The sequence below is a fragment of the Pseudomonas sp. C6002 genome, from assembly GCF_013385805.1.
Taxonomy (GTDB): domain Bacteria; phylum Pseudomonadota; class Gammaproteobacteria; order Pseudomonadales; family Pseudomonadaceae; genus Aquipseudomonas.
On sequence record NZ_JACAPH010000004.1, the window covers coordinates 321720 to 343754 of the forward strand.

23 protein-coding genes are annotated in these 22035 nt (G+C 61.6%); 9 read left to right on the forward strand and 14 right to left on the reverse strand.

From position 1 onward, the window contains the following. Positions 1-104 precede the first annotated feature (104 nt). Together HX817_RS02575 and HX817_RS02580 are read right to left on the reverse strand one after the other, a co-directional pair. Entirely contained in the window at positions 105-407 is a 303-nt protein-coding gene (locus tag HX817_RS02575; protein ID WP_023659366.1) for a DUF6124 family protein, read from the reverse strand. 294 nt (positions 408-701) lie between these two features. Further along, positions 702-992 carry a hypothetical protein gene (locus HX817_RS02580; RefSeq protein ID WP_003212934.1) on the reverse strand — a complete coding sequence of 97 codons (291 nt, stop codon included), beginning with the start codon at positions 990-992 and terminating at the stop codon, positions 702-704. A 162-nt stretch (positions 993-1154) separates the two neighbouring features. On the opposite strand from HX817_RS02580, the gene HX817_RS02585 reads away from it, so the two are divergent. The 5 genes from HX817_RS02585 to HX817_RS02605 all read left to right on the forward strand — a co-directional run bounded on the left by HX817_RS02585 (position 1155) and on the right by HX817_RS02605 (position 5590). After that, on the forward strand, positions 1155-1460 hold the full coding sequence (locus HX817_RS02585; protein WP_017478435.1) for a MazG-like family protein: 306 nt from the start codon (positions 1155-1157) through the stop codon (positions 1458-1460). Continuing rightward, positions 1457-2206, forward strand: coding sequence for a methyltransferase domain-containing protein (locus HX817_RS02590; RefSeq protein WP_076017967.1), 750 nt, complete (start codon positions 1457-1459; stop codon positions 2204-2206). The genes HX817_RS02585 and HX817_RS02590 overlap by 4 nt, the downstream gene beginning before the upstream one ends. Positions 2207-2230: 24 nt before the next feature. Beyond that, on the forward strand, positions 2231-2836 hold the full coding sequence (locus HX817_RS02595) for a DUF4136 domain-containing protein (protein ID WP_008439011.1): 606 nt from the start codon (positions 2231-2233) through the stop codon (positions 2834-2836). 45 nt (positions 2837-2881) lie between these two features. Next, a complete protein-coding gene (locus HX817_RS02600; protein WP_003212927.1) occupies positions 2882-3439 on the forward strand; it encodes a DUF4136 domain-containing protein in 558 nt (185 codons plus the stop codon). Positions 3440-3568: 129 nt separating this feature from the next. Then, positions 3569-5590 carry a pilus assembly protein TadG-related protein gene (locus tag HX817_RS02605; protein ID WP_256348634.1) on the forward strand — a complete coding sequence of 674 codons (2022 nt, stop codon included), beginning with the start codon at positions 3569-3571 and terminating at the stop codon, positions 5588-5590. Here the strand turns inward: HX817_RS02605 and HX817_RS02610 are convergent. Beyond that, complete coding sequence (locus HX817_RS02610; protein ID WP_087693102.1) at positions 5587-8334, reverse strand: PAS domain-containing sensor histidine kinase; 2748 nt, start codon at positions 8332-8334, stop codon at positions 5587-5589. The genes HX817_RS02605 and HX817_RS02610 overlap by 4 nt on opposite strands. Then, positions 8331-8771, reverse strand: coding sequence for a TadE/TadG family type IV pilus assembly protein (locus tag HX817_RS02615; RefSeq protein ID WP_003212919.1), 441 nt, complete (start codon positions 8769-8771; stop codon positions 8331-8333). Before HX817_RS02615 ends, HX817_RS02610 begins: the two co-directional genes overlap by 4 nt. 71 nt (positions 8772-8842) lie before the next feature. Here HX817_RS02615 and HX817_RS02620 point away from each other — a divergent pair, with 71 nt between their 5' ends. Together HX817_RS02620 and HX817_RS02625 are read left to right on the forward strand one after the other, a co-directional pair. Then, positions 8843-9328, forward strand: coding sequence for a prepilin peptidase (locus tag HX817_RS02620; RefSeq protein ID WP_177039732.1), 486 nt, complete (start codon positions 8843-8845; stop codon positions 9326-9328). Positions 9329-9442: 114 nt separating this feature from the next. Next, positions 9443-10231: a response regulator transcription factor gene (locus HX817_RS02625; protein ID WP_003212915.1), complete on the forward strand. Its 789-nt coding sequence runs from the start codon at positions 9443-9445 to the stop codon at positions 10229-10231. Here HX817_RS02625 and HX817_RS02630 read toward each other — a convergent pair. Genes HX817_RS02630 through cpaB form a run of 8 tightly spaced genes read right to left on the reverse strand, consistent with a single transcriptional unit; the run spans position 10228 to position 17673 of the window. Further along, on the reverse strand, positions 10228-10500 hold the full coding sequence (locus HX817_RS02630; protein WP_008439006.1) for a DUF3613 domain-containing protein: 273 nt from the start codon (positions 10498-10500) through the stop codon (positions 10228-10230). The genes HX817_RS02625 and HX817_RS02630 overlap by 4 nt on opposite strands. 22 nt (positions 10501-10522) lie before the next feature. After that, entirely contained in the window at positions 10523-11245 is a 723-nt protein-coding gene (locus HX817_RS02635; protein WP_032899853.1) for a tetratricopeptide repeat protein, read from the reverse strand. An 11-nt stretch (positions 11246-11256) separates the two neighbouring features. After that, positions 11257-12141 carry a type II secretion system F family protein gene (locus HX817_RS02640; RefSeq protein WP_177039733.1) on the reverse strand — a complete coding sequence of 295 codons (885 nt, stop codon included), beginning with the start codon at positions 12139-12141 and terminating at the stop codon, positions 11257-11259. Position 12142: 1 nt separating this feature from the next. Further along, positions 12143-13027, reverse strand: a complete 885-nt coding sequence (locus HX817_RS02645; protein WP_003212908.1) for a type II secretion system F family protein — start codon at positions 13025-13027, stop codon at positions 12143-12145. A gap of 11 nt (positions 13028-13038) precedes the next feature. Continuing rightward, positions 13039-14310, reverse strand: coding sequence for a CpaF family protein (locus HX817_RS02650; RefSeq protein ID WP_008438997.1), 1272 nt, complete (start codon positions 14308-14310; stop codon positions 13039-13041). Beyond that, positions 14307-15497: a pilus assembly protein gene (locus tag HX817_RS02655; RefSeq protein WP_177039734.1), complete on the reverse strand. Its 1191-nt coding sequence runs from the start codon at positions 15495-15497 to the stop codon at positions 14307-14309. The genes HX817_RS02650 and HX817_RS02655 overlap by 4 nt, the downstream gene beginning before the upstream one ends. Then, positions 15494-16717, reverse strand: a complete 1224-nt coding sequence (locus HX817_RS02660; protein ID WP_177039735.1) for a type II and III secretion system protein family protein — start codon at positions 16715-16717, stop codon at positions 15494-15496. The genes HX817_RS02655 and HX817_RS02660 overlap by 4 nt, the downstream gene beginning before the upstream one ends. Before the next feature lie 20 nt (positions 16718-16737). Next, positions 16738-17673, reverse strand: coding sequence for a Flp pilus assembly protein CpaB (cpaB, locus tag HX817_RS02665; protein ID WP_102605223.1), 936 nt, complete (start codon positions 17671-17673; stop codon positions 16738-16740). A 315-nt stretch (positions 17674-17988) separates the two neighbouring features. On the opposite strand from cpaB, the gene HX817_RS02670 reads away from it, so the two are divergent. Together HX817_RS02670 and HX817_RS02675 are read left to right on the forward strand one after the other, a co-directional pair. Further along, positions 17989-18180: a Flp family type IVb pilin gene (locus HX817_RS02670; protein WP_008438993.1), complete on the forward strand. Its 192-nt coding sequence runs from the start codon at positions 17989-17991 to the stop codon at positions 18178-18180. 64 nt (positions 18181-18244) lie between these two features. After that, positions 18245-18652, forward strand: a complete 408-nt coding sequence (locus tag HX817_RS02675; RefSeq protein ID WP_003212897.1) for a response regulator — start codon at positions 18245-18247, stop codon at positions 18650-18652. A gap of 115 nt (positions 18653-18767) precedes the next feature. Here HX817_RS02675 and HX817_RS02680 read toward each other — a convergent pair whose 3' ends face one another. Together HX817_RS02680 and HX817_RS02685 are read right to left on the reverse strand one after the other, a co-directional pair. Then, positions 18768-20453 carry a ShlB/FhaC/HecB family hemolysin secretion/activation protein gene (locus tag HX817_RS02680; RefSeq protein WP_177039736.1) on the reverse strand — a complete coding sequence of 562 codons (1686 nt, stop codon included), beginning with the start codon at positions 20451-20453 and terminating at the stop codon, positions 18768-18770. Positions 20454-20628: 175 nt separating this feature from the next. Continuing rightward, positions 20629-22035, reverse strand: a 1407-nt coding sequence (locus HX817_RS02685) for a collagen-like triple helix repeat-containing protein (RefSeq protein ID WP_256348635.1), incomplete at its 5' end; no start/stop codon positions are given.

A 22035-nucleotide genomic window follows, 5' to 3' on the forward strand; every position in this document is an offset into this window, starting at 1 on the left:
GGGAGCGGGCTTGCTCGCGAAAGCGGTGTGTCAGTCGCCGGATGTATTGGCTGATCCACCGCTTTCGCGAGCAAGCCCGCTCCCACATTTTTGAACGCGTAGTGTCAGGTTTTGCGCGGGTGCAGGCATTCGATGGAGCGGTCGACGGTGGTCTTGGCAATTTCCAGCAAGTGCCAAACCGCCAGGATCTTCGCGCGCTGCGGGCTTTCCAGCAGCTCGCCGCAATCAAGCGCAGTCGCCGAGGCGCTGCTGAGCAGGCTGGCGGTGTAGAGCAGGGAATCTTCGAAGCTCAGGTCTTCGTTGATGGTGTGGAAGCCTTGGGATGGCAGGTAATGTTCGAGGGCGCGATTGAAGGCGGCGCGGTCGTTGAGGAGGTCGCTGGGTGGATCGGGGACGAGCTTATGCATGGTGTAACTCCACTAGAAGGTAAGGAGCTGACACCCGCGCGACTAAACGAGGGTGGCGGCTGTACGCAGGTTAGTCGACCGGCTAGTGGAACCCGGCGCACCCGAAGGTGCCCTGCGCACAGCCGCCATGAAGCATGGCGACAACTTGCGCTCACTAATTCCGGGCGACTAAACCCGATCACTGATATGCAGTGAAGGGCCGAAGACTAGCCACCCATCCCAACAGGCACAAGGCCGAAAGATTGTCTCGGAAACGTCCCTCAAATTAAAGGGATTTACCCTGCTGGCCCTTTATTAATGCACCACCCAACTGAGCACCCACAGCCCGAGCATCAACCAGATAATCCCCATGATGATCGAAGCCCGCATAAACGCGCGCACCGCCGAGTACAACAGCATCAAGCCGATAATCAGCATGAGGATGCTGATGATCGAGGTGTCCATCCCCAAGGATCTGGACAGCCCGTCGACAAAGTCGCCGCCCGCGTGGGACAGGGTATTGAACAGCCCGCTGAACAACTCGACGATAAAGTGGATGATCTGGCCGATCTTGAGACCCAGCCATCCGAAAAAGTCTGTTTGCATGTGTGTGTCCTGATAAGACGGTGGGCGTAGCTGCCGAACCTGAGCCTTTGTTCGTTATTGGCCCAAGCTAGTTCCCTTCTAGCATAGAGGTTTACGGGCCGCAGGGATTCACTTGCCTTCGCGCGGCTTGCGCCCGAAGCTATACACCTTCAGGAGCCCCCCATGAACCTCGATCACCTCACCGAACGCCTGCACCGCATCCGCGATACCAACGACTGGAAGCAGTTCCACAGCCCCAAGAACCTGGCCATGGCCGCCAGCGTTGAAATGGCCGAGCTGGTGGAGATATTCCAGTGGTTGAGCGAAGACCAGTCGCGCCAGTTGCCCGCCGACAAACTCGCCCATGCCGGCCAGGAAGTCGGTGACATCGTGCTGTACCTGCTGCTGTTGTGCAGTGAGTTGGGGTTGGACATGGATCAGGTGGTACAGGCCAAGCTGGCCGACAGCGAACGGCGGTTTGCCAAATGAGCGACCGTCATTTCGACCAGTTGGCCACCCGTTTCGCCGAGAAGATCTATGGCGGTGCCAAGGGCGCGATTCGCCTGGCGGTGCTGCAAGCCGATCTGATTGAAGCGCTGCCGGACCGCCCGCTGCGGGTACTGGATATCGGCGCGGGGCTGGGCCATATGTCGCTGTGGCTGGCCGAGCGCGGCCACGATGTAACCCTGGCCGAACCCGCCGAGCCGATGCTCGAAGGCGCCCGCCAGCGTTTCGCCGAAGCCGGGCAGACAGCCACGTTCATTCAAGCCCCCTGGCAAGACCTGCTGGGCCAGCTCACCGAACCCTATGACCTGGTGCTGTGCCACGCCGTGCTGGAGTGGCTGGCCGAACCCCATGCGATCCTGCCGGTGCTGCACCAGTTGACCGCGCCCGGTGGCTGGCTGTCGCTGGCTTTCTATAACCGCGACGCCTTGATTTACCGCAACCTGCTCAAAGGCCACTTCCGCAAAATGCGCAAGAACGACATGGCCGGCGAAAAGCAGAGCCTTACGCCGCAACAACCCCTGGACCCACGGGAGTTGGCGACGCAACTAGAGGGCCTGTGGCAGGTCGAAACCCAAAGTGGCGTGCGGGTGTTCCACGACTACATGCCGGTGGAATTCCAGGCCCGCGCCGAGTTGCAGGATTTGTTGGAGATGGAGCTCGCACACCGTCGTCACCCAAGCTTTGCCGGACTTGGGCGTTATTTGCACTGGATCTGCCGTCCGGTTTAAGCGGCCCAGTCTGCGGAGGTCGAAATGAAGCGCTGTCTTGGACTGATCCTGCTGGGCCTGGGCCTGGCGGGTTGCCAAAGCCCCAACCCGTATGTGGCGGCATCTGCCCCGATGCCGCCGGCGCCTGCCCAGGCGGCCAACACCTTTGATGCCAGCGCCTACCCGGCGCCGGTGCGCGACTACGGCGCGTACCGCAGTTGGGCCTGGCTCAACAACCAGCTGCCGGCAGGCTCGGCCTGGGCGGATTCGGCGCAGATTGCCGAGGCGGTCAGCGGCGCCCTCGACCAGCGCGGCCTGCGCCCCTTGCATGACAACCGCGCCCCCGACCTGCTGGTAAGCGCCGACGTGCGCCTGGAAAAACGCCTGCGCCAGGTCCAGGACGACTATGGCTACGGTTACGGCGGCTATAACCGCTACGGCAACGGCTACGGCATGTACAACACGGTGCCGGTGGTACGCACTTATGAAGTGACGGTGGCCGTGGCGCGCATCAGCCTGTTCGACGCGCGCACCCGCCAGCCGGTATGGAGCACCAGCGCCGAAACCACGAGCCAGGGCAGCCTCAGCGAGCGCGCCGACTCGCTGCGTGAGGCGATGCAAAAGGCAATGACTGCCTACCCGCCCAGTTAGCAGCTATTCTCATCTCAGGCCCGGATTGTCTTTTGGAGAAAAACCATGCTTCGTCGTATTGCTGCACTTGCTGTTGTTGTGTTGCTGGGCGGTTGCCAGACCAGCCAGGTCAACCATGATTTCGACGCCAGCCGGGACTTTGGCGCCTACCGCAGCTGGAGCTGGAAAGAACCCGCGCTGCAATACCGCCCGGATGACCCACGGATCAAGAGTGACCTCACCGAACAGCGCATCCGCCAGGCCGTGGGCGAGCAACTCGACCAGCGTGGCCTGCGTCCTGCCGCGCCGGGCACCAAGGCTGACCTGAATGTACAGACCTACCTGATCGTCGAAGACCGCCAGCAACAAGTCACCACCAATTACGGCGGCGCCTGGGGCGGCCCGTGGAATGGTTACTGGGGGGCGCCGATGTATAACGAAACCCGCAACATCACCTACAAGGTCGCGACCATCCAGATTGACTTGCTCGACGGCAAGGATGGCAAGCTGGTGTGGCGTGGCAGCGATGAGCAGATCCTCGCCAGCTCGCCTGAACCCCAAGACCGCAGTGCCGCTATTCGTGCCACGGTGACCAAGGTGCTTTCCAACTACCCGCCGCATTGATCGCCTGATCAGCCCTCCGCCAGTCGCCGTTCTATGGCGACTGGCCTGCAGCCCCCGCCGCTCTTGACTACACTCCCAAGCAACACAGGAGAGTAAGCGCTCGGCAGTGTGCCGGCAAAGGAGTGCTCGATGTCTCTTCGACTTCGTTCCGGTCACCACGCCGGGCCTGCAAGGCAGCGCGGTGCGGTTGGCTTGGTGGCGGTCTTGACCCTGGGCATGGTGCTGGTATTCATGTTGCTGGTGGTTGATAGCAGCCGTTTGTACCTGGAAAAACGCCAGTTGCAGGGGATTGCCGATATGGCGGCACTGGAGGCAGTGCAGCGTAAGGGGGATTGCCTGCCCGCCACCAATACCGCGCCCACCTATGCCCGTGCCAGCGCAGTGCGCAACGGTTATGTCATCCCGCCAGCAAACGCCCTGATAGTGAAATGCGGCGTGCTGACCACCGGCGCCACCAACCAGCGGGTGTTCTCCGCAGACGCGACCAAGACCGATGCCATCCAGGTGACTGCCTCGCGCCCGATCATGACCAGCGTTGCCGGGGGGGTCTGGGCGTTGTTCAGTGGTAGCGGCTACAACTTCAACACCCAGTTGTCTGCCGTCGCGGTGGCGGCGCCGAAGATCCTGCCGCCTCAGGCGCAACTGACGATCAAATCGACCCTGGTCACCGTGGACTCGAGCAAATCAGCAGCACTGAACCTGTTGTTCGGCCAACTCTTGGGCGGCTCACTGAACCTGAGCGTGGCAGGCTGGCAGGGCCTGGTAGACACCAACATCAACTTGCTCAGCTACCTCAACCAGTTGGCGTTGAACGTGGGCGTCACGGCCGGAGCCTACGATCAACTGCTGACCAAGACGGTCAAGATCAGTCAACTGGTCGACGCAGCCATTACGGTGCTCAGTGCCGGAGGCAATACGACCAGCGTGGCGGTCAGCGGTCTTACCAGTATCAACGCGATAATCGGCAACCTTGATGTCACCCTGGGCAGCCTGCTTCAGCTGCAAACGGGGGCGGTGTCGGCGGGGCTGAACACCAGTTTGAACGTATTTCAACTGGCCGAAGCCTTTGTACAACTGGCCAACACCAAGAACGGCGCGGTAGCTACCATCCCCATGAATATCCCGGGCCTGCTTAACGGCGGGGTCCAGTTGAAAGTGATCCAGCCGCCACAATTGTCGGCGATCGGTGACCCTACCTATGCCAAGGACAAGACTCCAGCGACGCGTATTTATGTGAAAACCGCCCAGCTAAGCCTGGGCCTGACCCTGGGGTTGCCAGTGCTGAGCTCTCCGGCGGTGGACCTCGCGTTGAATGGCCTGGTCGGACCGCTTTCCGACGTATTGAACAACCTGTTGAGCTTGAACCTGGGCGGAACAATCAATTCGGTGTTGTGCCTGTTGGGTGGCTATTGCCAGATGACGAGTTTGCAGGTGTTGTCGTCTTCCTCAAATCCACCGGCTGCCAGAATAGACGTGGTACTTCAACTGGGTACGGCGGAAAGCTATGTCACCGGGTTTACCTGTGTCAGCGACGCGACGAAGACCCTGACTACCCAAACCAATGCCTCGATTGTTACCGTACAAATTGGTCAGAGCCCGCAGTTGATCAACGCGTTTAACAGCAACACCGTGCTCAATCCGATTCCGCCTTTACCAGTGGTGGATATCGGGGCCATTACCTGTTTCAGGCCCTTGCTGGGGCTCGGCCCGACGACGTGCGACCCTGCGACCCGCAAGCCGTTTTACGGTGGTGGTATTGGCCTCAGCATCAATAGCTCGGTGGGCGCTGCGACGAGTGCCTTGCCTTCCCACACGTACCCCCAACCGCCGGAAATCAACCTGCCGCCGCAGTACTACGCTTCATCGACAGCCAGCCTTCTCAGCGCGATCAGTAACGCGTTGAGCGGTATCCAGTTCCAGGTCTACAAGCCAACGGGGTTCAATCTGCTGGGAGGGTTATTAACGACGGCGGGCACAGTGCTCAACGGGCTCAACAGCACCTTGGGCACCGTGATTGGCGGAGTGCTCAGCCCTATTCTGGACCCGGTGGTGAACAGCCTGTTGTCGAACCTTGGGGTTAACCTGAACGCGGTGGAAGTGGGCGCCAACCTCAGTTGCCGGCCGCATGGGCAAGCGGCCCTGGTGAATTAGGCTTCAACCACCGGCAACTCCACACAGAACTTCGCCCCATGTTCACTGTTGGCGACGCTCAATCGGCCGCCCATGTTTTCGACAATGCCATAGCTCACCGACAACCCCAGGCCGGTGCCCACGCCAATCGGCTTGGTGGTGAAGAACGGCTCGAAAATCCGCTCCAGCAGCCGCGGGTCAATCCCGCCGCCGTTGTCCTCGACCCAGATGCGTACGTGGCGGCTGTCCTGCTCGATCTGCACCGAGATCCACGGTTGCAGGTCGCGGTCGTGTTCGCGTTTGCTCAGCAGGGCATCGCGGGCGTTGACCATCAGGTTGATCAGCACCTGCTCCAGCTGGTCGACATAGCCTTTGACCTGCACCGTCACGTCTAGCTGTGCCACGCGCAGGTCCACGCCTTTGCCGCGCATGCCTTCACTGAGCAGCGAAAGGGTGCCTTCCACCGCCTGCGCCGGGTTGAAGGGCTGCTGTTCGACTTCCGAACGGCGGCCGAACACCCGCATGTGGTCTACCACGCGGGCTGCGCGCTGGACCTGGGAGTCGATACGCTGGAGTTTTTCCGTCAGGTAGTCGATTTGTGCATCACCGTTGCTCAAGCGCTTGAGCACGTTGACGATGGCCATGCGCATCACATTCAACGGCTGGTTGATCTCATGGGCCAGGCCGGTGGCCATTTCGCCGAGGGTGGCCATTTTGGCGCTTTGGGTCAGTTGCTGCTGGGAGCGGCGCACTTCGGTGTTGTCGCGGCCCACGGCCTGCACTTCCTGCAATTGGCCCTGTTCGTCGAACACGCCCCGGTCCGACCACACCCACCAGGCATGTGTGCGCCCCGGCAGTTGCAGGCTGATTTCGGCGGTGCTCACCGGGAATTCCGGGGTGAGCTGGCGGATGCGCAGTACAAACGCCTCGTGTTGTTCGTCCGACAACCATTGGCTGAGGTTCATGCCCGGCAGCTGTCCAGGCAGGCATTCCATGTAGTTGGCCAGGGGCGTGTTGCCGAAGGTCAGGGTCAGGTCCGGAAGGTAGCGGCAGATCATGGCCGGGGAGTCTTCCACGAGGATTCGATAGCGCTCCTCGCTTTCCTTGACCCGTTGCGCCGCCAGGGTCGTCTCGGTCACATCCAGCCACAGGCCCACGGCTTCCACGGGCAACCCGAGGTCGTCGCGCAGCAGCCGGGCTTCATCCAGCAGCCAGTGGTAATTGCCCTGTGTGTCGAGCACTCGGTAGCGACTGCGCACGCTGCCTTCGCGCAGCAGTTGGCGGGTACGGTCGAAGTAGAGGTCGCGGTCTTCGGGGTGGATCCACTGGTTCAGCGTCGCCGGGGTGAAGTCGGCCAGGGTGCGGCCAAGCAGCGGCAGCAAGCTGTCGCTGAAGAACACCGGTTGCAGCGTGCCCTCGACATAGCGCTGCACATAGATCACAGCCGGGGAACTGGCGATCAGGTTATCCAGGCGTGCGTGGGCGGCGGCGGCCTGTTGCTCCTGGTTTTTTATGTCGCTGATGTCGAGCATGAAGCCCACCAGGCGGCGATGCTCACCCGAGCCCAACGCTTGCCCCTGCACGCGATACCAGATGGGGTTAAGCGCCGCGTCGGCACGTTGCAGGCGCACACTGGTGGACAGCGGTTTGCCCAGGGTCTTCAGGTCTTGCAGGCGGCTGGCGAGTTCTTCCCGGTCGGCAGGGTGAATCAGCTTGAGCCACATGGGTAGCGACAGCTGTGTGATGGCCTCGCCTTGGCTCAGGGTGTGCAGCAGCGGTGGGGCGAGTTCGAGGTCTTCAGTGTGTGGGGACAGCTCCCACCAGCCGGTGCCGAGCAATCCTTGCAGCGCGTCGAGGCGTTCCAGTTGCTGTTGATGGCGCAGTTCGCGCAGGCGGCCGAGCAGCGGTGCCGCGAGGGCGGCGGTCAGTTGCAACCAGTCACGGTCGCTGGTGTGTTCCTGACGGTGATACACCCCGCACAGCAGCCATGCGCCCACGCCCAGTCCGTCGCGGTAGGGCACCAGAAAACCATCGGTATTGCCAAACAGGCCTTGCAGGCGTGGGTGTTCGCTGTGGCCACGGTTTACCTCCAGGCTCACTGGCGCCGTGCCGCCCAGGCTGTCGAGGCTGGAGCCCAGGGCTTGGCCGTTGCTCCAGAGTACCGGCGCATCGTGGGCGGTGTAACAGCCCTCGATGCACCACGCCTGGCCCTGCTCATCCAGCAAGGCGATGGCGACGCAGGGGATGTGCCAGTGCTGGGAAATAGCCTGCAGAGTGTCTTGCAGTACTTCGGGCAGGCGCACCAGGCTGCAGACCCGCAGTTGCTCGCTGATCTGGTCGCTCACCCGTTGATTGTGTTCGCGCACCTGGGTGAGTTGGCGATGGGCAATCAGGTCGCCAATGTCCAGCAATTGCAGGAGCCAGCCCTTGCCTTCGGGTTGAACCCAGCCACGGGTATGCAGGGTTTGCCCGGCGAGCCCCTTGAGCTCCAGGTCCAGGCTTTGCCCCTGCCAGTCGCTGGGCGTGCCCTCGATCACCAGGCGGCTCGCCGCAGTGAGGTAGTCGAGCAGCGAGGGTGCCTGTTGCTGTTGCGCAGCGGGGTGTTCGAGTCGATGGCGAAGCGGGCCATGGACATCCATTACGCGGCCCTGGGCGTCCAGGTAGAACAACAACGCGGCGGTTGCCGGGATCGCTGCCGGTGCGTCAGCAGGCAGCTGGTTGCCACGTCCGAGCAGGCGGCCGAAGAGTTTATCGCCTGAGGTCAAAACTGCATGCTCGACTGGGCAGACAGCATGGGAGGCAGGGCGGGGACGGTACCGATGCCTGGCAGTACCAGGAACGGCAGCACACTTTGGAGGCTGGACGTCGGGTAGTTGATGTACACCGTCAACACGCCTGACGAGTTGTAGACGGCCGTCACGTACCCGGGAAGGAATTTGAACTGGGAGGGGATCCACGCCAGTTGTGCCTGCGCCGCACTGACGGCCTGCAGCGGCAGTGCCGTGACGTAGCCAGGCGTGGCGGGGTCCAGCGCGACGCTACGTCTTACGCCTTCGGCGGCGGCCTGGGTAAAGGACTGCATCAGCAATAACGGCAAGCTGTAGCTGACCAGGCCATAAAAGATGGCAAAAAAAATCATGAAGACCATCGCGAACTCCAGCGCGGCGGCACCTTTTTGCTTTTTAGCGAGGCCTTTTTTCATGACTCGTCTACCCTGACTACAATTACCTGATATCAGCATAGAATCATTCAGCAAAAAGGGATTTTTTTTACGTGATTCAAAGCCTCGTCCTGGTCGTTTGGCTCGCGCTGTGCGCTGTGCAAGATATCCGTCTACGTCAGGTCTCCAACCGTTTGACCCTCGGCGCAGCCTTGCTGGCGTTGGGTTACCTGTTCTGGAGCGGTACGACCTGGCTCGGTGCACCGGCTGTCGAGGGCGGTGTGGCCTTTGTCCTGGCGTTGTTGTTCACCCTGCCGGGGTACGCGCTGGGCCGCCTGGGCGCCGGTGACGTGAAGCTGATCGCGGCATTGGGGCTGGCAACCGACTACCTCTACGTACTGGGCACTTTTATCGGCGCCGGCCTCGCGAGCGCAGCTTGGCTGTTGCTGGCGCCCAGGGTGTGGCCGCTGATGAATCAAGGGCTTAGGAACACCTTTCAGTACCTTGATCCGGCACATTCGGCCAGGCAGCCGTTCGTGCCGTTTTTACTGATCGGTTTTTGCCTGTCCTGGTTTTGGATCCCATTAGTCGCCACGTAGGGTAACGCTATGTACATAGTAGGAAAGTACGTCTACGTTTATGGGTAAGTTGTATGGGAAAAATGGTCGGAATGGATACATCGGTCCTTTTGCTTGCCAGGCATGGAGTAGCGCGTGAACAAGCTTACCTCTCAAGTGAAAGTGCTCGTGGTGGACGATCAGCCTTTGATCGTGGAAGAGCTTTGCGAATTTCTTGAAAGCAACGGTTACCGTTGCGTCCCTTGCGCATCCAGCCAGGAAGCCATCGAGCGTTTTCGCGACGATGCCGAGATCGGCCTGGTGCTGTGCGATCTGCATATGCCCGAGATGGATGGCATCGAACTGGTCCAGGCCCTGCAACACCTGGCCGGCAAGCAACGGGTCTTTGAGGCCATCATGCTGACCGGGCGTGCAGACAAGCAGGACGTGATCAAGGCCTTGCGCGCCGGGATTGCCGATTACTACCAGAAGCCGATCAATTTGGGCGAGCTGCTCGAAGGGTTGCAACGCCAGGTGGTCGCGCTGCAGGACCGGCAGAAAGATCTCGACCTGGGGCACCTGAACCAGAAGCTGCAGTTTCTCTCGGCGTCCATCGATGACCTTTATCATGACCTCGACAAGGTGCGCAGCAGTCCGCAATCCGGCCTGTCGACTGAAGCCGAGGGTGAAGTCAGCGACACTGACCGGGTTGAAATACCGGCGATCTTCAATCAGTTGTCGCCCCGCCAACTGGATGTCGCAAGGCTGGTAGGCAAGGGCCAGACCAACTACCAGATTGCCTGTGAGCTGGGCATCACTGAAAACACCGTGAAACTCTACGTGTCCCAAGTGCTGCGCCTGACCCATATGCACAACCGAACCCAGTTGGCGCTGGCGTTATCGCCGAACAATTCTGCGGCGCGCCAGCGCGTCACTGCGCATTAGTTGTTGCTGCCTGGGGTGTTGCCGCCCAGTTTCTGGTCGTAGTACTCAGGAATAGGGTGTTTGTAACTGTCCAGCAGGCGTTGCATGGCCTGGTCGCGTTCAGCGGGCGTGGCCTTCTGCCGGATGGGAGATGCGCGTTCGCCACTGACCTGCAGTTGCAGCCAGCCTTCGGTCTGTTTTTGCTGTGGCGAAGAAGGCCCCGGCTCAATAGCCAGCACCGTCAGCGGCAGGCTGGCGAACAGCAGCGTGGCGAGCAGTGTGAATTTCATCGTGTGTACTCCCTTCAGAGACCTATTTGACCGGCGCTTGCAGCACGTCGCCTACGGTTGCGACCTGATCTTTTGGCGCTGTCGTCGGTGAGACGGGCGCCTTGAGTTGCTGCGCCCGGGCCTGGGCTTGCGTCACTTGTTCCGGGCTCAGGCCCATGCGGCTGGCCACTTGTGCGGCTTGTTCCCAGTTGTCCTGGTAGATCATCAGCGTCACCAGATTGATCGCCGCCAGTTGATCGCTCTGCTTGAGCTCCATGGCCGTCAGGAATTCGAAGCGTGCATCTTCCACGCGCCGTTGATTGAGGTACACCACGCCCAGGTCGTTGCGGATTTTCTCGTCGGTGGGCGACATCCTGGCCGCGCGTTGCAAGTGCGCCATGGCCTGGCCGTTGTCTCCCCTGGCCGCTGCCAGCTGGCCGAGCCCGTGCTCGCCTTCGGCAGCCATGCAGGTGCCGAGCAGGCTGCGGTACAACGGTTCGGCTTCGCTGCGGCCCAGCAGGCGGTACACCTTGGCCTGGCGCTGGCGCACCTGGGGCAGGTTGTCCGGCAGGTTTTGCAGGTTGGCCAGGCTGGCGTGCAGCTTGCCCTCGTTGGCCATGTCGTCGGCCAGGTTCAGCGATAACTCCTGATTGGAGTTGGGCTTGGCACAACTGCCCTGCGCGCTGAAACCCGCCCACGGCAGTTGCCCGTTACTGGCGCAACCACTTAACAACAACAGGCTGCAGGCGACCATCAATGTCTTCATTGCATGTCCTCTCAAGGCACGAAGGCTTTGGCGATGGCGATAAAGCCAGGGCCGGCCAATACGATCAGTAATGCGGGAAACAGGAACAGCATCATCACCACGGACATTTTGGCGGACATCTTGGAAATGTATTCCTGCAGGCGGGTCAGGCGCCGGTCATCCAGCAACTGCTTGAGCGATTGCAGCGACTTCATTGCCCCGCCGCCCTGATGCAGAAGCTGCTGGAGGATCAGGCACGTGTCGCTGAGTTCATCGACGTCCAGCATCTGGCTGGCCTTGTTCAATTCCTCCCCCAACTCCAGCCCGGAATCGACGCGTGCCAGCACCAGGCGCAGTTCGGCGGTCAGTACCGGCAGCAACTTTTGCGCGTCGTAGGCCATGACCCGCAGCGCCTGCTCCACGGCCATGCCTGACTCAAACAGAATGCGCACCAGGGGGATGAAGGTCGCTACTTCCCGGGAGATTTTCCCCTGGCGTCTTTTGGCAAGTGCAACCAGTACTCGCTTGGGCAGCAGGTATCCGATGATCACGCCCAGCAGGGAGATCACCCACTCATGCTCAGTGCCGGGAAAGAACAGCTCCAGTGTCATCGCGGTCAGCCCCAGCAAAACTATCGGTGAACCGATCTGGCAAGCGGCGAACATCGAGCGTTGGCTGGTTTTTCTCCAGCCCATGCGGTTGAGCAGGATTTGGGTTTCGTTATCGAGGCTGATGGTGCGCTGGCCGATCCGGGTGCTGCCCAACTGGTGCAACCACTCACTCATTTTGTCATTGCGGCTTGGCTCGCCCTGCAGCCGCTGGGCGACCACGCGTTGTTGACGACGACTGCTCAGGATATTCGCCAGCAGCAGTGATAACGCGGCAAGAAACAATACGGCACTGATCAGTATCGCCATCTCAGATACTCCGCAACATGCGCCACAGCGCCACGCATCCGATGACTTGCAAGGCGAACGCACCGAGCATCAGGCGTTGGCCGCTGTGGTCATCCCACATGGCCATCAGGTACGTCGGATTAACGAGCAGGAAGTAGCCCGCGACACTCACCGGCAGTACCGCCAGCACCAGCGCGGTCACCCGGGTTTCACCGGTCATGGCGCGTAATTGCCGTGCGCCCTGGTCGCGCTCGCGGATCATCTTGATCAGGTTTTCCAGCAGCTCACTGGCGTTGCCGCCGTAGCGGTGGTTGACCTTGAGGCCCAGGGCAAACAGGCGCAATTCATCCTGTTCATAAAACTCGGCATAGTCATGAGCGGCCTCCGGCAGGCTGACACCCAATTGCACATTGCGCTTGATACGGCCCATGGACTTTTTCAACGGGTCGTCACTGGCATCGATTCCGCTCAGGATGGCGTCCGCCAGGGTGCGTCCGGATTTCAGGCTGCGTACGGCGTGATCGAGCAATTGCGGGAGTTGTTCGATCATCCGGCGCAGCCGCCGCTGGTAGCGTACGGCGATGTACAGGCGCAGTGCCAAGGGCGGTGCCGCCACCATCACAAACAAGCCTATCCACTGGCCCACGAGCCCCCCCAGCAGGGCGCCAAAGGCCCACAGGGTCAGCCACAGGCCGAGGCGCTCGGTTGGCCGGCCGAGGCCTGCACGGATAAACGTGCGTTCCAGGCTGGTGGTCACCGCGTTGTCTTTCATGGCCTGGGGTTGCCCTTCGGCCAGGCGTTCCAACACCCGGTCGGTCTGGGCCTTGCGCAAACCGTTGCGCATCAGGCCTATCCCCAGCACCAGAAGGGCTACGGCGAGCAGGGCGAGCAGAATCGGACCGATCATCGGGTTGCCTCCTACACCGGCAGGTGACCTTCGTGACGCAACTTGTCACCGGCCGGGTTGACCGCTTCGCGCAGGAAGCCAAAGCCGGTGCGCTTGTCGTGGCGAAACAGGGTGTTGGTGACGTACACGTCTTCGCGGATGCCCACCACTTCCACCACTTCGCTGACACAGCGGCGGCCATCGGGCAGGCGCGTCAGCTGGATCACCACATCCAGCGCCGCGCAGATCATTTGCCGCAGGGTTTTTTCCGCGACGACCCGGCCGGTCAGGCCCACCAGGGTTTCCAGGCGCAGCAAGGCGTCCTGGGCGTTGTTGGCGTGCACGGTACTCATCGAGCCGTCGTGGCCGGTGTTCATGGCGGTCAACACATCGATGACTTCCACGCCCCGGATCTCGCCGAGGATGATCCGGTCGGGGCGCATCCGCAGGGCGTTGCGGATCAAGTCACTGGCCTTCACTTCCCCATGCCCCTCGGCATTGGGCGGGCGGGTTTCCAGGCGCACAACGTGGGGATGGCCCAGTTGCAACTCGGCCACGTCTTCGATGGTGACCAGGCGCTCGCGGGGGTTGATCAACTGGCTGAGAATGTTCAGCAGTGTGGTTTTACCGGTGCCGGTACCGCCGCTGATCAGGATGTTGCAGCGCTTGCCGACGGCTTCCTTGAAAAAGTCGAAAATGGCCTGGTCGATGGTTTGCATGGCCACCAGGTCGCTGCTTTTAAGCATGTCCTTGCGAAACTTTCGAATCGACAGGCACGGCCCGTCCAGGGCAATCGGCGGAATGATCGCATTGACCCGGCTGCCATCGGGCAGGCGCGCATCGACCATCGGCGACGACTCATCCAGCCGGCGTCCCAGGGGGGCGAGGATGCGCTGCATGACCCGCTCGACATGGTGGTCGTCAATGAAGCGTAAGTCACTTTGTTGCAGCAGGCCATCGCGTTCGACGAATACCCGGTGCGGGCCGTTGACCAGGATCTCGGTGACGGTCGGGTCGCGCAGCAGCACTTCCAGCGGGCCGAAACCGGTCAGCTCATCGACGATCTCTTCGGCCAGGCGCTCCATCTCATAGCGGGAAATCGCCAGGTGCATACGTGTGATGTATTCGGCCACCTTGTCGATCACAAACTGCGCCAGGGACTGGCGTGTGCCTTCCAGCAGGTTTTTTCCCGAATCCTCGATGGCATCGATGATGTAGCGATGCAGCACCAGCTTCAGGCCGTCGTGATCGGTGTTGCCGACGTTGCCGCGCGGGGCGACGCCAAACAGCTTCTCGCCGTTCATTTGGTCCTCAGAAGGCGGTTGAGCCAATTGGTGGAGGGTTTTTCCAGGCCCTCGGAGCGTTTTGCCAGGCGCTCACCCAAGCCGCGCAACGTCTGTGTCAGGGCTTCCCGTGGGGCCAGGGCGAACAGGGTCTGGGCCTGGTTCTTGGCACTCAGGCGCACTTCCGGGCTCCAGGGCAGGACGGCGATTACTTCCAGCCCGAAGATCTTGCCCAGTGCCTCCGAGTCCGGGGCGGCCCCCTTTAGGTAGCGGTCTACCAGCAGGCGGGCATGGTCGAGCTTCATGCCTTTTTCTCGCCACAGATTGAGTACGGCCAGGTTGCGGCGGCAGTCCGGCACGCTTTGGTCGGTGCACCACAGCAGTTTGTCGCAATGGCTGACAAAGGTGCGCAAGGCTTCGCTGTCGGGTTGGCCGGTCAGGTTCACCACGATGTGCTGGAAGTGCTGGCGCAGGGCGCTGAGCAACATGTACAGCTCGGCCGCGCTGGTCCGTTCCAGGGGCTCGTCGTTGTTGTGGTAGGCGAGGATGCGCAGACCGGCTTCGGCGGTGGTGAAGGCGCTGTTGATCAGGGTTGAGTCCAGGCGCCGCAAGTGACGCAGGGCGTCGCCGAAATGAAAAGAACTCTCCAGCCCCAGCAGTGCGAGGCTGTCAGCGAGTGGCAGGCCCAGGTCGAGCAACAGCGTTTGCTGCCCGCTTTTTTGCACCACCAGCGCCAGGTGGCTGGCGATCAGCGCGCCGTCGGCATTGCCTTGGGTGCCGTAGAGCACGGTCAGCCCGCCTAGATGGGTATTCGGGGTGACCGCCGGCAAGCGTTTGCTCAGGCGCCGAACCAGGCCGGCAACCTCACTGGAGCGCGAGCCGTAGGCCACGAAATCCCGTGCGCCGGCGCGCATCGCGTTCAGTACAAGCTGGTTGTCCATGCCATCGCCCAAGGCGACGATGGCAAGCATCGGCTTGGCTTCCAGGGCACCTTCGATCAGGGCGCACTGGGTGGTGACGTGTTCCCGGTCCAGGCCGATGAACACCAGGTTGGCGAACGTCACGTCTACCAGTGCCAACAGTTCGTCGAGGCTGCCGGCACCGGCGCTGACCACTTGCCCCAGGGGCGCGAGCGCGCCCTGAAGCCATTCCAGATCCGTGGTGTTGCGGGTAATTGCCAAAAAGGTCTGGCTCAGGCTCTCACTCATTCGGACAGTCCACTGCGGCGGTCGAAATTGCCGTTTTCGAGGAAGTACAGGCGGTACCAGTTCGGGTCGTAATTGCGCAGCTTTTCCCCTGGCAACGAAGGCAGTTGGGCGTTGGCCGCCAAGGGCTGCACGAGGTGCGGGGTGACGATCATCAGCAGCTCTTTTTCCTGGCGATTGATGCTGGAGTCGCGAAAGAATGCACCGAGGATCGGGATGTCACCCAGGCCCGGGAATTTGCTGACGCTGGAGGTGTTGTTGGTGCTGATCAGGCCGCTGATCACGAAGCTTTCGCCGTCGGCCAGGGAGATGCTGGTGTCGGTGCGCCGGATGGTCAGCGCCGGCACGGAGATACCCTGGATGTTGACCGCGTTGGTGTAGTCCAGCTCACTGACCTCTGGCGCGACCTTCAGGGAAATTCGCCCATGGTCGATGACGGTCGGGGTCAGGGTCAGGCGAATACCGAACTCTTTGTATTCGATGGAGATGGTGTTGCTGCCGCTGCTGGGCACCGGGATCGGTACTTCACCACCGGCGAGGAAGGTCGCACTTTGGCCACTGAGCGCCACCAGGCTCGGCCGGGCCAGGGTGTAGGCAAAGCCGCTGCTTTCCAGGGCGTTGATCATGGCCGAGACACGGCCGCCGCCAAAGCCGATGTTGAAGGTGTCGTTGTTCACCGGGAGCCCACGGAATCCTGTGGCCGCGGGGTTGGCAACATTGTTCGGGGCGCCGAACAGAAAGTTGCCGCCCCGGCCAAAGATCGAGGTACTGGCCTCCTTGAGTTTGGTGCGGCTCACTTCTACAAAGCGGATGTCGGTTTGCACCTGGCTGGGCAGCGTCGGGTCATCGGACGGCGCCAGGGCCAGGCTGGTCAGGGCTGACGTGGCCTTGCCCTTGACGAACACCATGCTTTGGCGCGGGCTGCTGGAGCAGGCCGTCCAGACCATCAGGCTGGTGGTGCCCGAGGCGATGCCGGTGAGCAGGAACGCCTGGTTGCCGTTGACCTGCACATCGGCCACTTTCGGATCGCCAATGGCCAGCCGCGTAATCGGCACCGGCGACTGGATAGCCTGTTGAGCGCCTTCACCCACCTCCAGCACCGGCGGCAGCTGGCCCAGGCCCGTGCAGTTGCCGGGTGCTGCCAGTGCAACGCCGACAGGCAGGCTCAGGGTGAGAAGTGCCCAGAAAATTCGCGAAAAAGACCACACGAAACGACTGCTCATTCAAGGCATCCTTAGCTCTTTCAGGGCGTTTGTTGGGTAACCTGATTGCCACGTATTACTTCGACGCCTGAACGCCTTGGCGCACCATTGCCGGCGGGACTCAGGCCGTTGACGGGCGCTGTGCTGAAGGCCAGCTGGTTGAACTGGTAGAGCTCGCGCCGGGTGTTTTCCAGGTGGGTCGCGGACTCCGTTTCACCGGCCCAGTATTGGCTCAGCAGTTGTTCGTCGGCACTGCGCACAGCCAGGCGCAATACGCCGGACTGGGCTGCGAGCATCAGCCGGCTCAGGAGCTCCTCCGGTACCGCGAGGAGTACCGTGCGCGCGCTGGCGCGACTCTGCTGCGCCTTGAGTTTTTCGTCTGGGGTGGTCGGTGGTACGGAGCCGGGCGTGCCGTCGTTGGTCAGCCCCAGTTGATCGCCGACGCCCAGCAGGCGCAAGGCGGGCACCACGATTTGTGCGGACTGCTGCGGGTTGCTGGCTTCCTGGCGCAGGAAGAGCAGGACGTCCACATAGTCCCCCGGGGAGAGTTGCCCGCTGGCGCCGATCACTTCATCCACGGCGACGGCAAGCGCGCGTTCGTTAGGGCGGATCATTCGCGCCAGGGTGCCGCCGGAGTTGAAGCTCTCCTCGGTCAGCCAGGTCCCGGCCGACAGCGGCCGCCACGGGATCTTGCCCACGGCCTGGTCGAGGCTGGTGAGGCTGCCGGCGGGAACCGTGCGCAGTTTTTCCAGGGTCAGGTCGGCGGCGGTGAGCGCAACAAAAGGTGCAACGTCATGGGCCAGCACCACCACCGGTTGGCGGGTCTGGTCTTCGGCGACGGGTTGCACGACTTCAGGTGTTTGGGGCACGGGCGGTGCGACAGGGGCAGGGCGGCTGAGTACCAGGCCCCAGTAGCCTGCAATCAGTGCACCTACCAACAGCAGCCCGGCGAGGATCAAGCTAATCCGACTGTTCATGAAGGCTCTCCCTTTCCTGCTGCATCCACTGCTGTTCCCACTAATGCTTGCGTATCCGGATCGCTTCAAGCTTCTAACTATTTCGCTATTTGAAGGTAGTTCAGCTAAGACAAAACGCCATTACCGGGCGAAAAATATCTCCAGAAACCTCTGCGAAAGTGGGATTTTTGGCGTCAGCCGGCCGACTAATACTTTGTGATTAATCAGTTCTTACAGTTGTTGGTCTGGGGTTTGTTGACAATGCTCTAGTGGCACACCGAAATCATTTTTGTGATGCCGCGATACCAGCGCCGTGGGCGCAAAGGAGAAGTCATTATGTTCCTTGATCTTATTCGCATGGGTTTCATCAAAGTCCAGATTTTTTTCTATTCCAAAGAGGGCGCATCGGGTATCGAATACGCACTGGTTGCGGCGATGGTCGCTGTGGCGCTGGCTGCTTTTATTACACCTATCCGGACGGCCATAACCGGCGTCTTCAACTCGATACAGGCCGGCATTCATACCTGACCCCGGTACTCGCCTAAACGTGCAGGTTCCGCTGAATGATCTATTGCGTATCAGGCATTTCCACATGAACTCCTCTTCGGCTCCCCGGCAACAAATCCTTTTGGTGGATGACGAAGAGGACGCCCTTATTGAACTGGCCGAGTCGCTGGAGAATGAAGGCTTTGTCTGTTTTACCGCGACCTCGGTCACCTTTGCCTTGCAGGAGCTGACCCTGCACCCCGATATCGCACTGGTGATTACCGACCTGCGCATGCCCGAGGAAAGCGGTATTTCCTTGATCAAGCGTCTGCGCGAACACACCGCTCGCCAGCACTTGCCGGTGATCGTCATGTCCGGCCACGCCGAGATGGATGATGTCAGTGACATGCTGCGCCTGCAGGTGCTGGACCTGTTCCGCAAGCCGATCTACCTGGTGCGCTTGATCGATACCCTCAACAACCTCTTCCCCATCCCCAAGATCAGATTGATGTAGGAGCGAGCTTGTGTGGGAGCGGGCTTGCTCGCGAAAAACGTCAACGATAACGCGGGCAGTCTGGTTCCCCGCGTTGTCTGGACGTTCTTCGCGAGCAAGCTCGCTCCCACAGGGATCAGAGTTGGTAGCTGAAACTCAGCGTATACCGCGGCCGCCGATTGAAGCTGTCCAGGGCGATATCCGACATTGGCTTGGCCGCTTCCAGCGCGATGTTGTAGTACTTGTTATCCCCGAAGCGCAGGCCCACCGCCGCTGACGACATGTTGTTGCCCTTGGCCGGCAGTTCGTTGAACCAGGTCTTGGCCTTGTCGAGCACCACGTACGGCTGCAGGATTTTTACCCACTCACCGCTGCGGTTGAAGCTGTAGTTGACCTCATACGCCACGCCCCAGCCCTTGTCGCCCGAGCCCTGGTCATCCGGGTAGCCACGCCCGAAATTCTGCCCGCCGAACGTCGCGCGTTCGCTGTCGGGCAGGGTGTCGTTGCTCCAGTAGAAGGCACCCGATGCCACGCCTTGCCAGTTGTCGAAGAACTTGTCGCTCTGTACGCCCGAGACGCGCAGGCGGAAGAAGTCGATGTCGGGTTTTATGCCCTCGAAGTCACTCCGGGTGCTGGCGCCCAGGCCGTCGATGCCCTGGTACAGGCCGGCGCTGAGAATGCGCAGTTGGCGCGTGTCGGATTTGCGCCAGTCACCTTCGAACGCCAGGGCGCGCAGGTTGGTTTCCAGGTCGAAACGTTGCGGGAAACCCACCAGTTGATAACGGGTGGTCTGGTCCACGGCATAGAGTCGCGTGCCCAGGGTCAATGACTCGGTAGGGGAGGCAATCAGCGGATGGCTGAGGCCGACGGAGTAGCGGTCAACCTCCTGGTGTGGCTTGAGTTCAAAACCGCCGTCCAGCTGCACATTGCTGCGCGGGTCGGCGCGGTAGCGCTCGGCGTTGACCACCAGTTGAGTGCCCTCGGCATTCACGAACTGGCTGTAGCCCAGGCGGTAGTAATGCTCCTTGTCCTCGCCGGGCGGGAACAGGCCGCTGACGCTCAGTTGTTCGCCCATGGATGTCTGGGAATTGCTGGTGCCGGTGATCAGGGCTTGCAGGCCGCCACGGCTGTCGTCCGTCATGCTCATGCTACTGGTGAAGGGTTTGCGCGAGGCCTGGATCTGCATGCGCGTGCCGCCATCGGTGGTGCCCGGCGGCGGTACTTGCGCCTGCAGCGTTACACCTGGAATGCGGCCCATCAAGGTGGTGTAGCGTTCGAAGGTCTTGCGGGTCAGCGGGCGCTCGGCCAGCAGCTTGGCCGCCAGTTTGTCGACGTAGGCCGAGACCGAGCCAATGTCGCCCTGCACGTTGTAATCCTTGATGTAGCCCTCCACCAGCACCACGCGCACCAGACCGTTTTCGAAGCGCTGGTCGGGCAGGTACGCGTAGGACAACAGGTAGCCGTCCTGCTGGTAGCGGCGGGTGATGCCGCGGGTGGCTTCGATCAGTTGTGCAAGGGTGGTTTCATGGCCGATCAGCGGTTCGAAAACCTTGGCCACATCCTGGAGCGGGTAGATCGTCCCACCGTCGATTTGCAGCTTGCGGATGGTCACTTTGGTGTCCATCAACAATGGCTGGCCCTGGGTTGCCGCCGGCTCGGGCAGTTGGGTCTGTGGGGTGACCGGGCGATAGGCATCGGCGGGGAGGTTGGGTACCGGCAGGTTGCGAATGGTGTCGTTGCTGTTGAGGTAGCTGGGCAGGGTCTCGGCATGGACGCTGGCAGCAATGAGGGTGAGCAGAAACAAAGGCGTCAAGGCGCGCATAGGACACTCCATGGTCAAAACTGCTGCAGCGTTTTCGCTAGGCCCGCCGGGTTCTGGGACACGGTTCGCAAAGCCATTCATTGGCCAATAAAAAAGACGAGAGACTCGTTGGAATCTCTCGTCTCAACCAAGCGTAGGCGCTGTAGGGGAGGCCGTCTAATGGCCAGGTGCAATTCTATTTTTTGCCGGTCAGCCCACCGAGCAGACCTCCCAGGCCGCCGCCTGTGTTTGCATTTGCATTGGCAGTGCCCGTAGCGGAGGCACCGGCACCCACGTTCAAGCCACCGAGCAGACCGCCACCGTTACTGCTGGTGCCGCCGGTTACCAGGCCACCCACCGAGCCGACGGTATTGCCGACGGCATTCAGGGTACCGCCCACAGCGTTATTCACCGGATTGGCATTCGCCGCCGTCAGGTTGGTGCCCAGGCTGCTGACTGCGCCGCCGACCTGGGTAACCAGACCATTCACCGGTGCGCCGATCCCGGTGCTGGTGCCGATGTTTTGCGTCAGGTTGGCAACACCCGAGGTCACTGGGTTGAGTGCGGTGCCGACATTGGTCGCCAGGCCTGCAACGGGAGCCGTGGCTGCAGTGTTGGCCACGCCATTGCCACCGATCAGGGTGCCGAGCGACGCGACGGTGTTACCCACTTGGCCGCCGGTCACACCGGCTGCACTGACAGTGCCGTTGGTGTTGCCGGCATTCAGGCCGTTGCCGACGTTGGCGACAAGACCGCCGACGAGTTCAGGCAGGCCCGATTGAGGGGTCGTGGTGGCCGGGTTGACGTAACCGCTCGACTTATCAAGGGTGGTGCCAACGCCAGTCAACACGCCACCGACGAGCGTCCCGACAGGGTTGCCTGCGCCGCCGGCGCTGGCCACCTGGCCGCCAAGGCCGGTGACAGTGGAGCCGACTTTATCCAGTACGCCGCCGACCGGGTTGCCCAGGCCTGTTTTATTGCCCAGGTTGCCGGTGGTGTTTTCCACCAGGGAGACCACCGGTACCAATACGCTTTTACCCACCGTATTGGTCACGCTGCCCAATGGCCCGGTGGTGCTGGCAGTGCTCAAGGTATCGCCGAGCATCGTGACGGCCTGGCCGACCTGATCAACCACGCCACCTGCCGCACCGCCCACGCCACCGGTCAAGCCGCCGACTACGGGAATGCCGCCGAGTGTGGTGCCCAGGGATTTGCCGGTGTTGGAAACGCCGGTGCCCAGGTCGGCAACGCCATCGGCCACACCGGCAACGGTTGTGCCCACGGAGTTGCTATTGGTACCCAGCGTGCCCAGGCCGTTGCTCAAGCCGCCGCCGATACTGTTGACGGCGGTGCCTGTCGCGGTGACCAGCCCGCCGGCAGTGGTGCCGACAATGGGAACCGTGGTCAGGGTTGTGCCCAGGTTACCTACAGTGGTGCCGACATTACCGACGACACCGCCCACAGCGCCTACTACCTGGCCGGTGACCAGGGGAGTGGTCGAGCCGGTGCCGCCGCCAGTACCACCGCCAGTGCCGCCACCGGTACCACCGCCGGTACCTCCACCAGTGCCGCCGCCGGTGCCACCACCGGTACCTCCACCAGT

Bases quoted from the DNA above. Each gene is read 5' to 3' on its own strand.
- HX817_RS02575 (WP_023659366.1), bottom strand. From the start codon at position 407: ATGCATAAGCTCGTCCCCGATCCACCCAGCGACCTCCTCAACGACCGC.
- HX817_RS02580 (WP_003212934.1), bottom strand. From the start codon at position 992: ATGCAAACAGACTTTTTCGGATGGCTGGGTCTCAAGATCGGCCAGATC.
- HX817_RS02585 (WP_017478435.1), top strand. From the start codon at position 1,155: ATGAACCTCGATCACCTCACCGAACGCCTGCACCGCATCCGCGATACC.
- HX817_RS02590 (WP_076017967.1), top strand. From the start codon at position 1,457: ATGAGCGACCGTCATTTCGACCAGTTGGCCACCCGTTTCGCCGAGAAG.
- HX817_RS02595 (WP_008439011.1), top strand. From the start codon at position 2,231: ATGAAGCGCTGTCTTGGACTGATCCTGCTGGGCCTGGGCCTGGCGGGT.
- HX817_RS02600 (WP_003212927.1), top strand. From the start codon at position 2,882: ATGCTTCGTCGTATTGCTGCACTTGCTGTTGTTGTGTTGCTGGGCGGT.
- HX817_RS02605 (WP_256348634.1), top strand. From the start codon at position 3,569: ATGTCTCTTCGACTTCGTTCCGGTCACCACGCCGGGCCTGCAAGGCAG.
- HX817_RS02615 (WP_003212919.1), bottom strand. From the start codon at position 8,771: ATGAAAAAAGGCCTCGCTAAAAAGCAAAAAGGTGCCGCCGCGCTGGAG.
- HX817_RS02630 (WP_008439006.1), bottom strand. From the start codon at position 10,500: ATGAAATTCACACTGCTCGCCACGCTGCTGTTCGCCAGCCTGCCGCTG.
- HX817_RS02635 (WP_032899853.1), bottom strand. From the start codon at position 11,245: ATGAAGACATTGATGGTCGCCTGCAGCCTGTTGTTGTTAAGTGGTTGC.
- HX817_RS02640 (WP_177039733.1), bottom strand. From the start codon at position 12,141: ATGGCGATACTGATCAGTGCCGTATTGTTTCTTGCCGCGTTATCACTG.
- HX817_RS02645 (WP_003212908.1), bottom strand. From the start codon at position 13,027: ATGATCGGTCCGATTCTGCTCGCCCTGCTCGCCGTAGCCCTTCTGGTG.
- HX817_RS02650 (WP_008438997.1), bottom strand. From the start codon at position 14,310: ATGAACGGCGAGAAGCTGTTTGGCGTCGCCCCGCGCGGCAACGTCGGC.
- HX817_RS02655 (WP_177039734.1), bottom strand. From the start codon at position 15,497: ATGAGTGAGAGCCTGAGCCAGACCTTTTTGGCAATTACCCGCAACACC.
- HX817_RS02660 (WP_177039735.1), bottom strand. From the start codon at position 16,717: ATGAGCAGTCGTTTCGTGTGGTCTTTTTCGCGAATTTTCTGGGCACTT.
- cpaB (WP_102605223.1), bottom strand. From the start codon at position 17,673: ATGAACAGTCGGATTAGCTTGATCCTCGCCGGGCTGCTGTTGGTAGGT.
- HX817_RS02670 (WP_008438993.1), top strand. From the start codon at position 17,989: ATGTTCCTTGATCTTATTCGCATGGGTTTCATCAAAGTCCAGATTTTT.
- HX817_RS02675 (WP_003212897.1), top strand. From the start codon at position 18,245: ATGAACTCCTCTTCGGCTCCCCGGCAACAAATCCTTTTGGTGGATGAC.
- HX817_RS02680 (WP_177039736.1), bottom strand. From the start codon at position 20,453: ATGCGCGCCTTGACGCCTTTGTTTCTGCTCACCCTCATTGCTGCCAGC.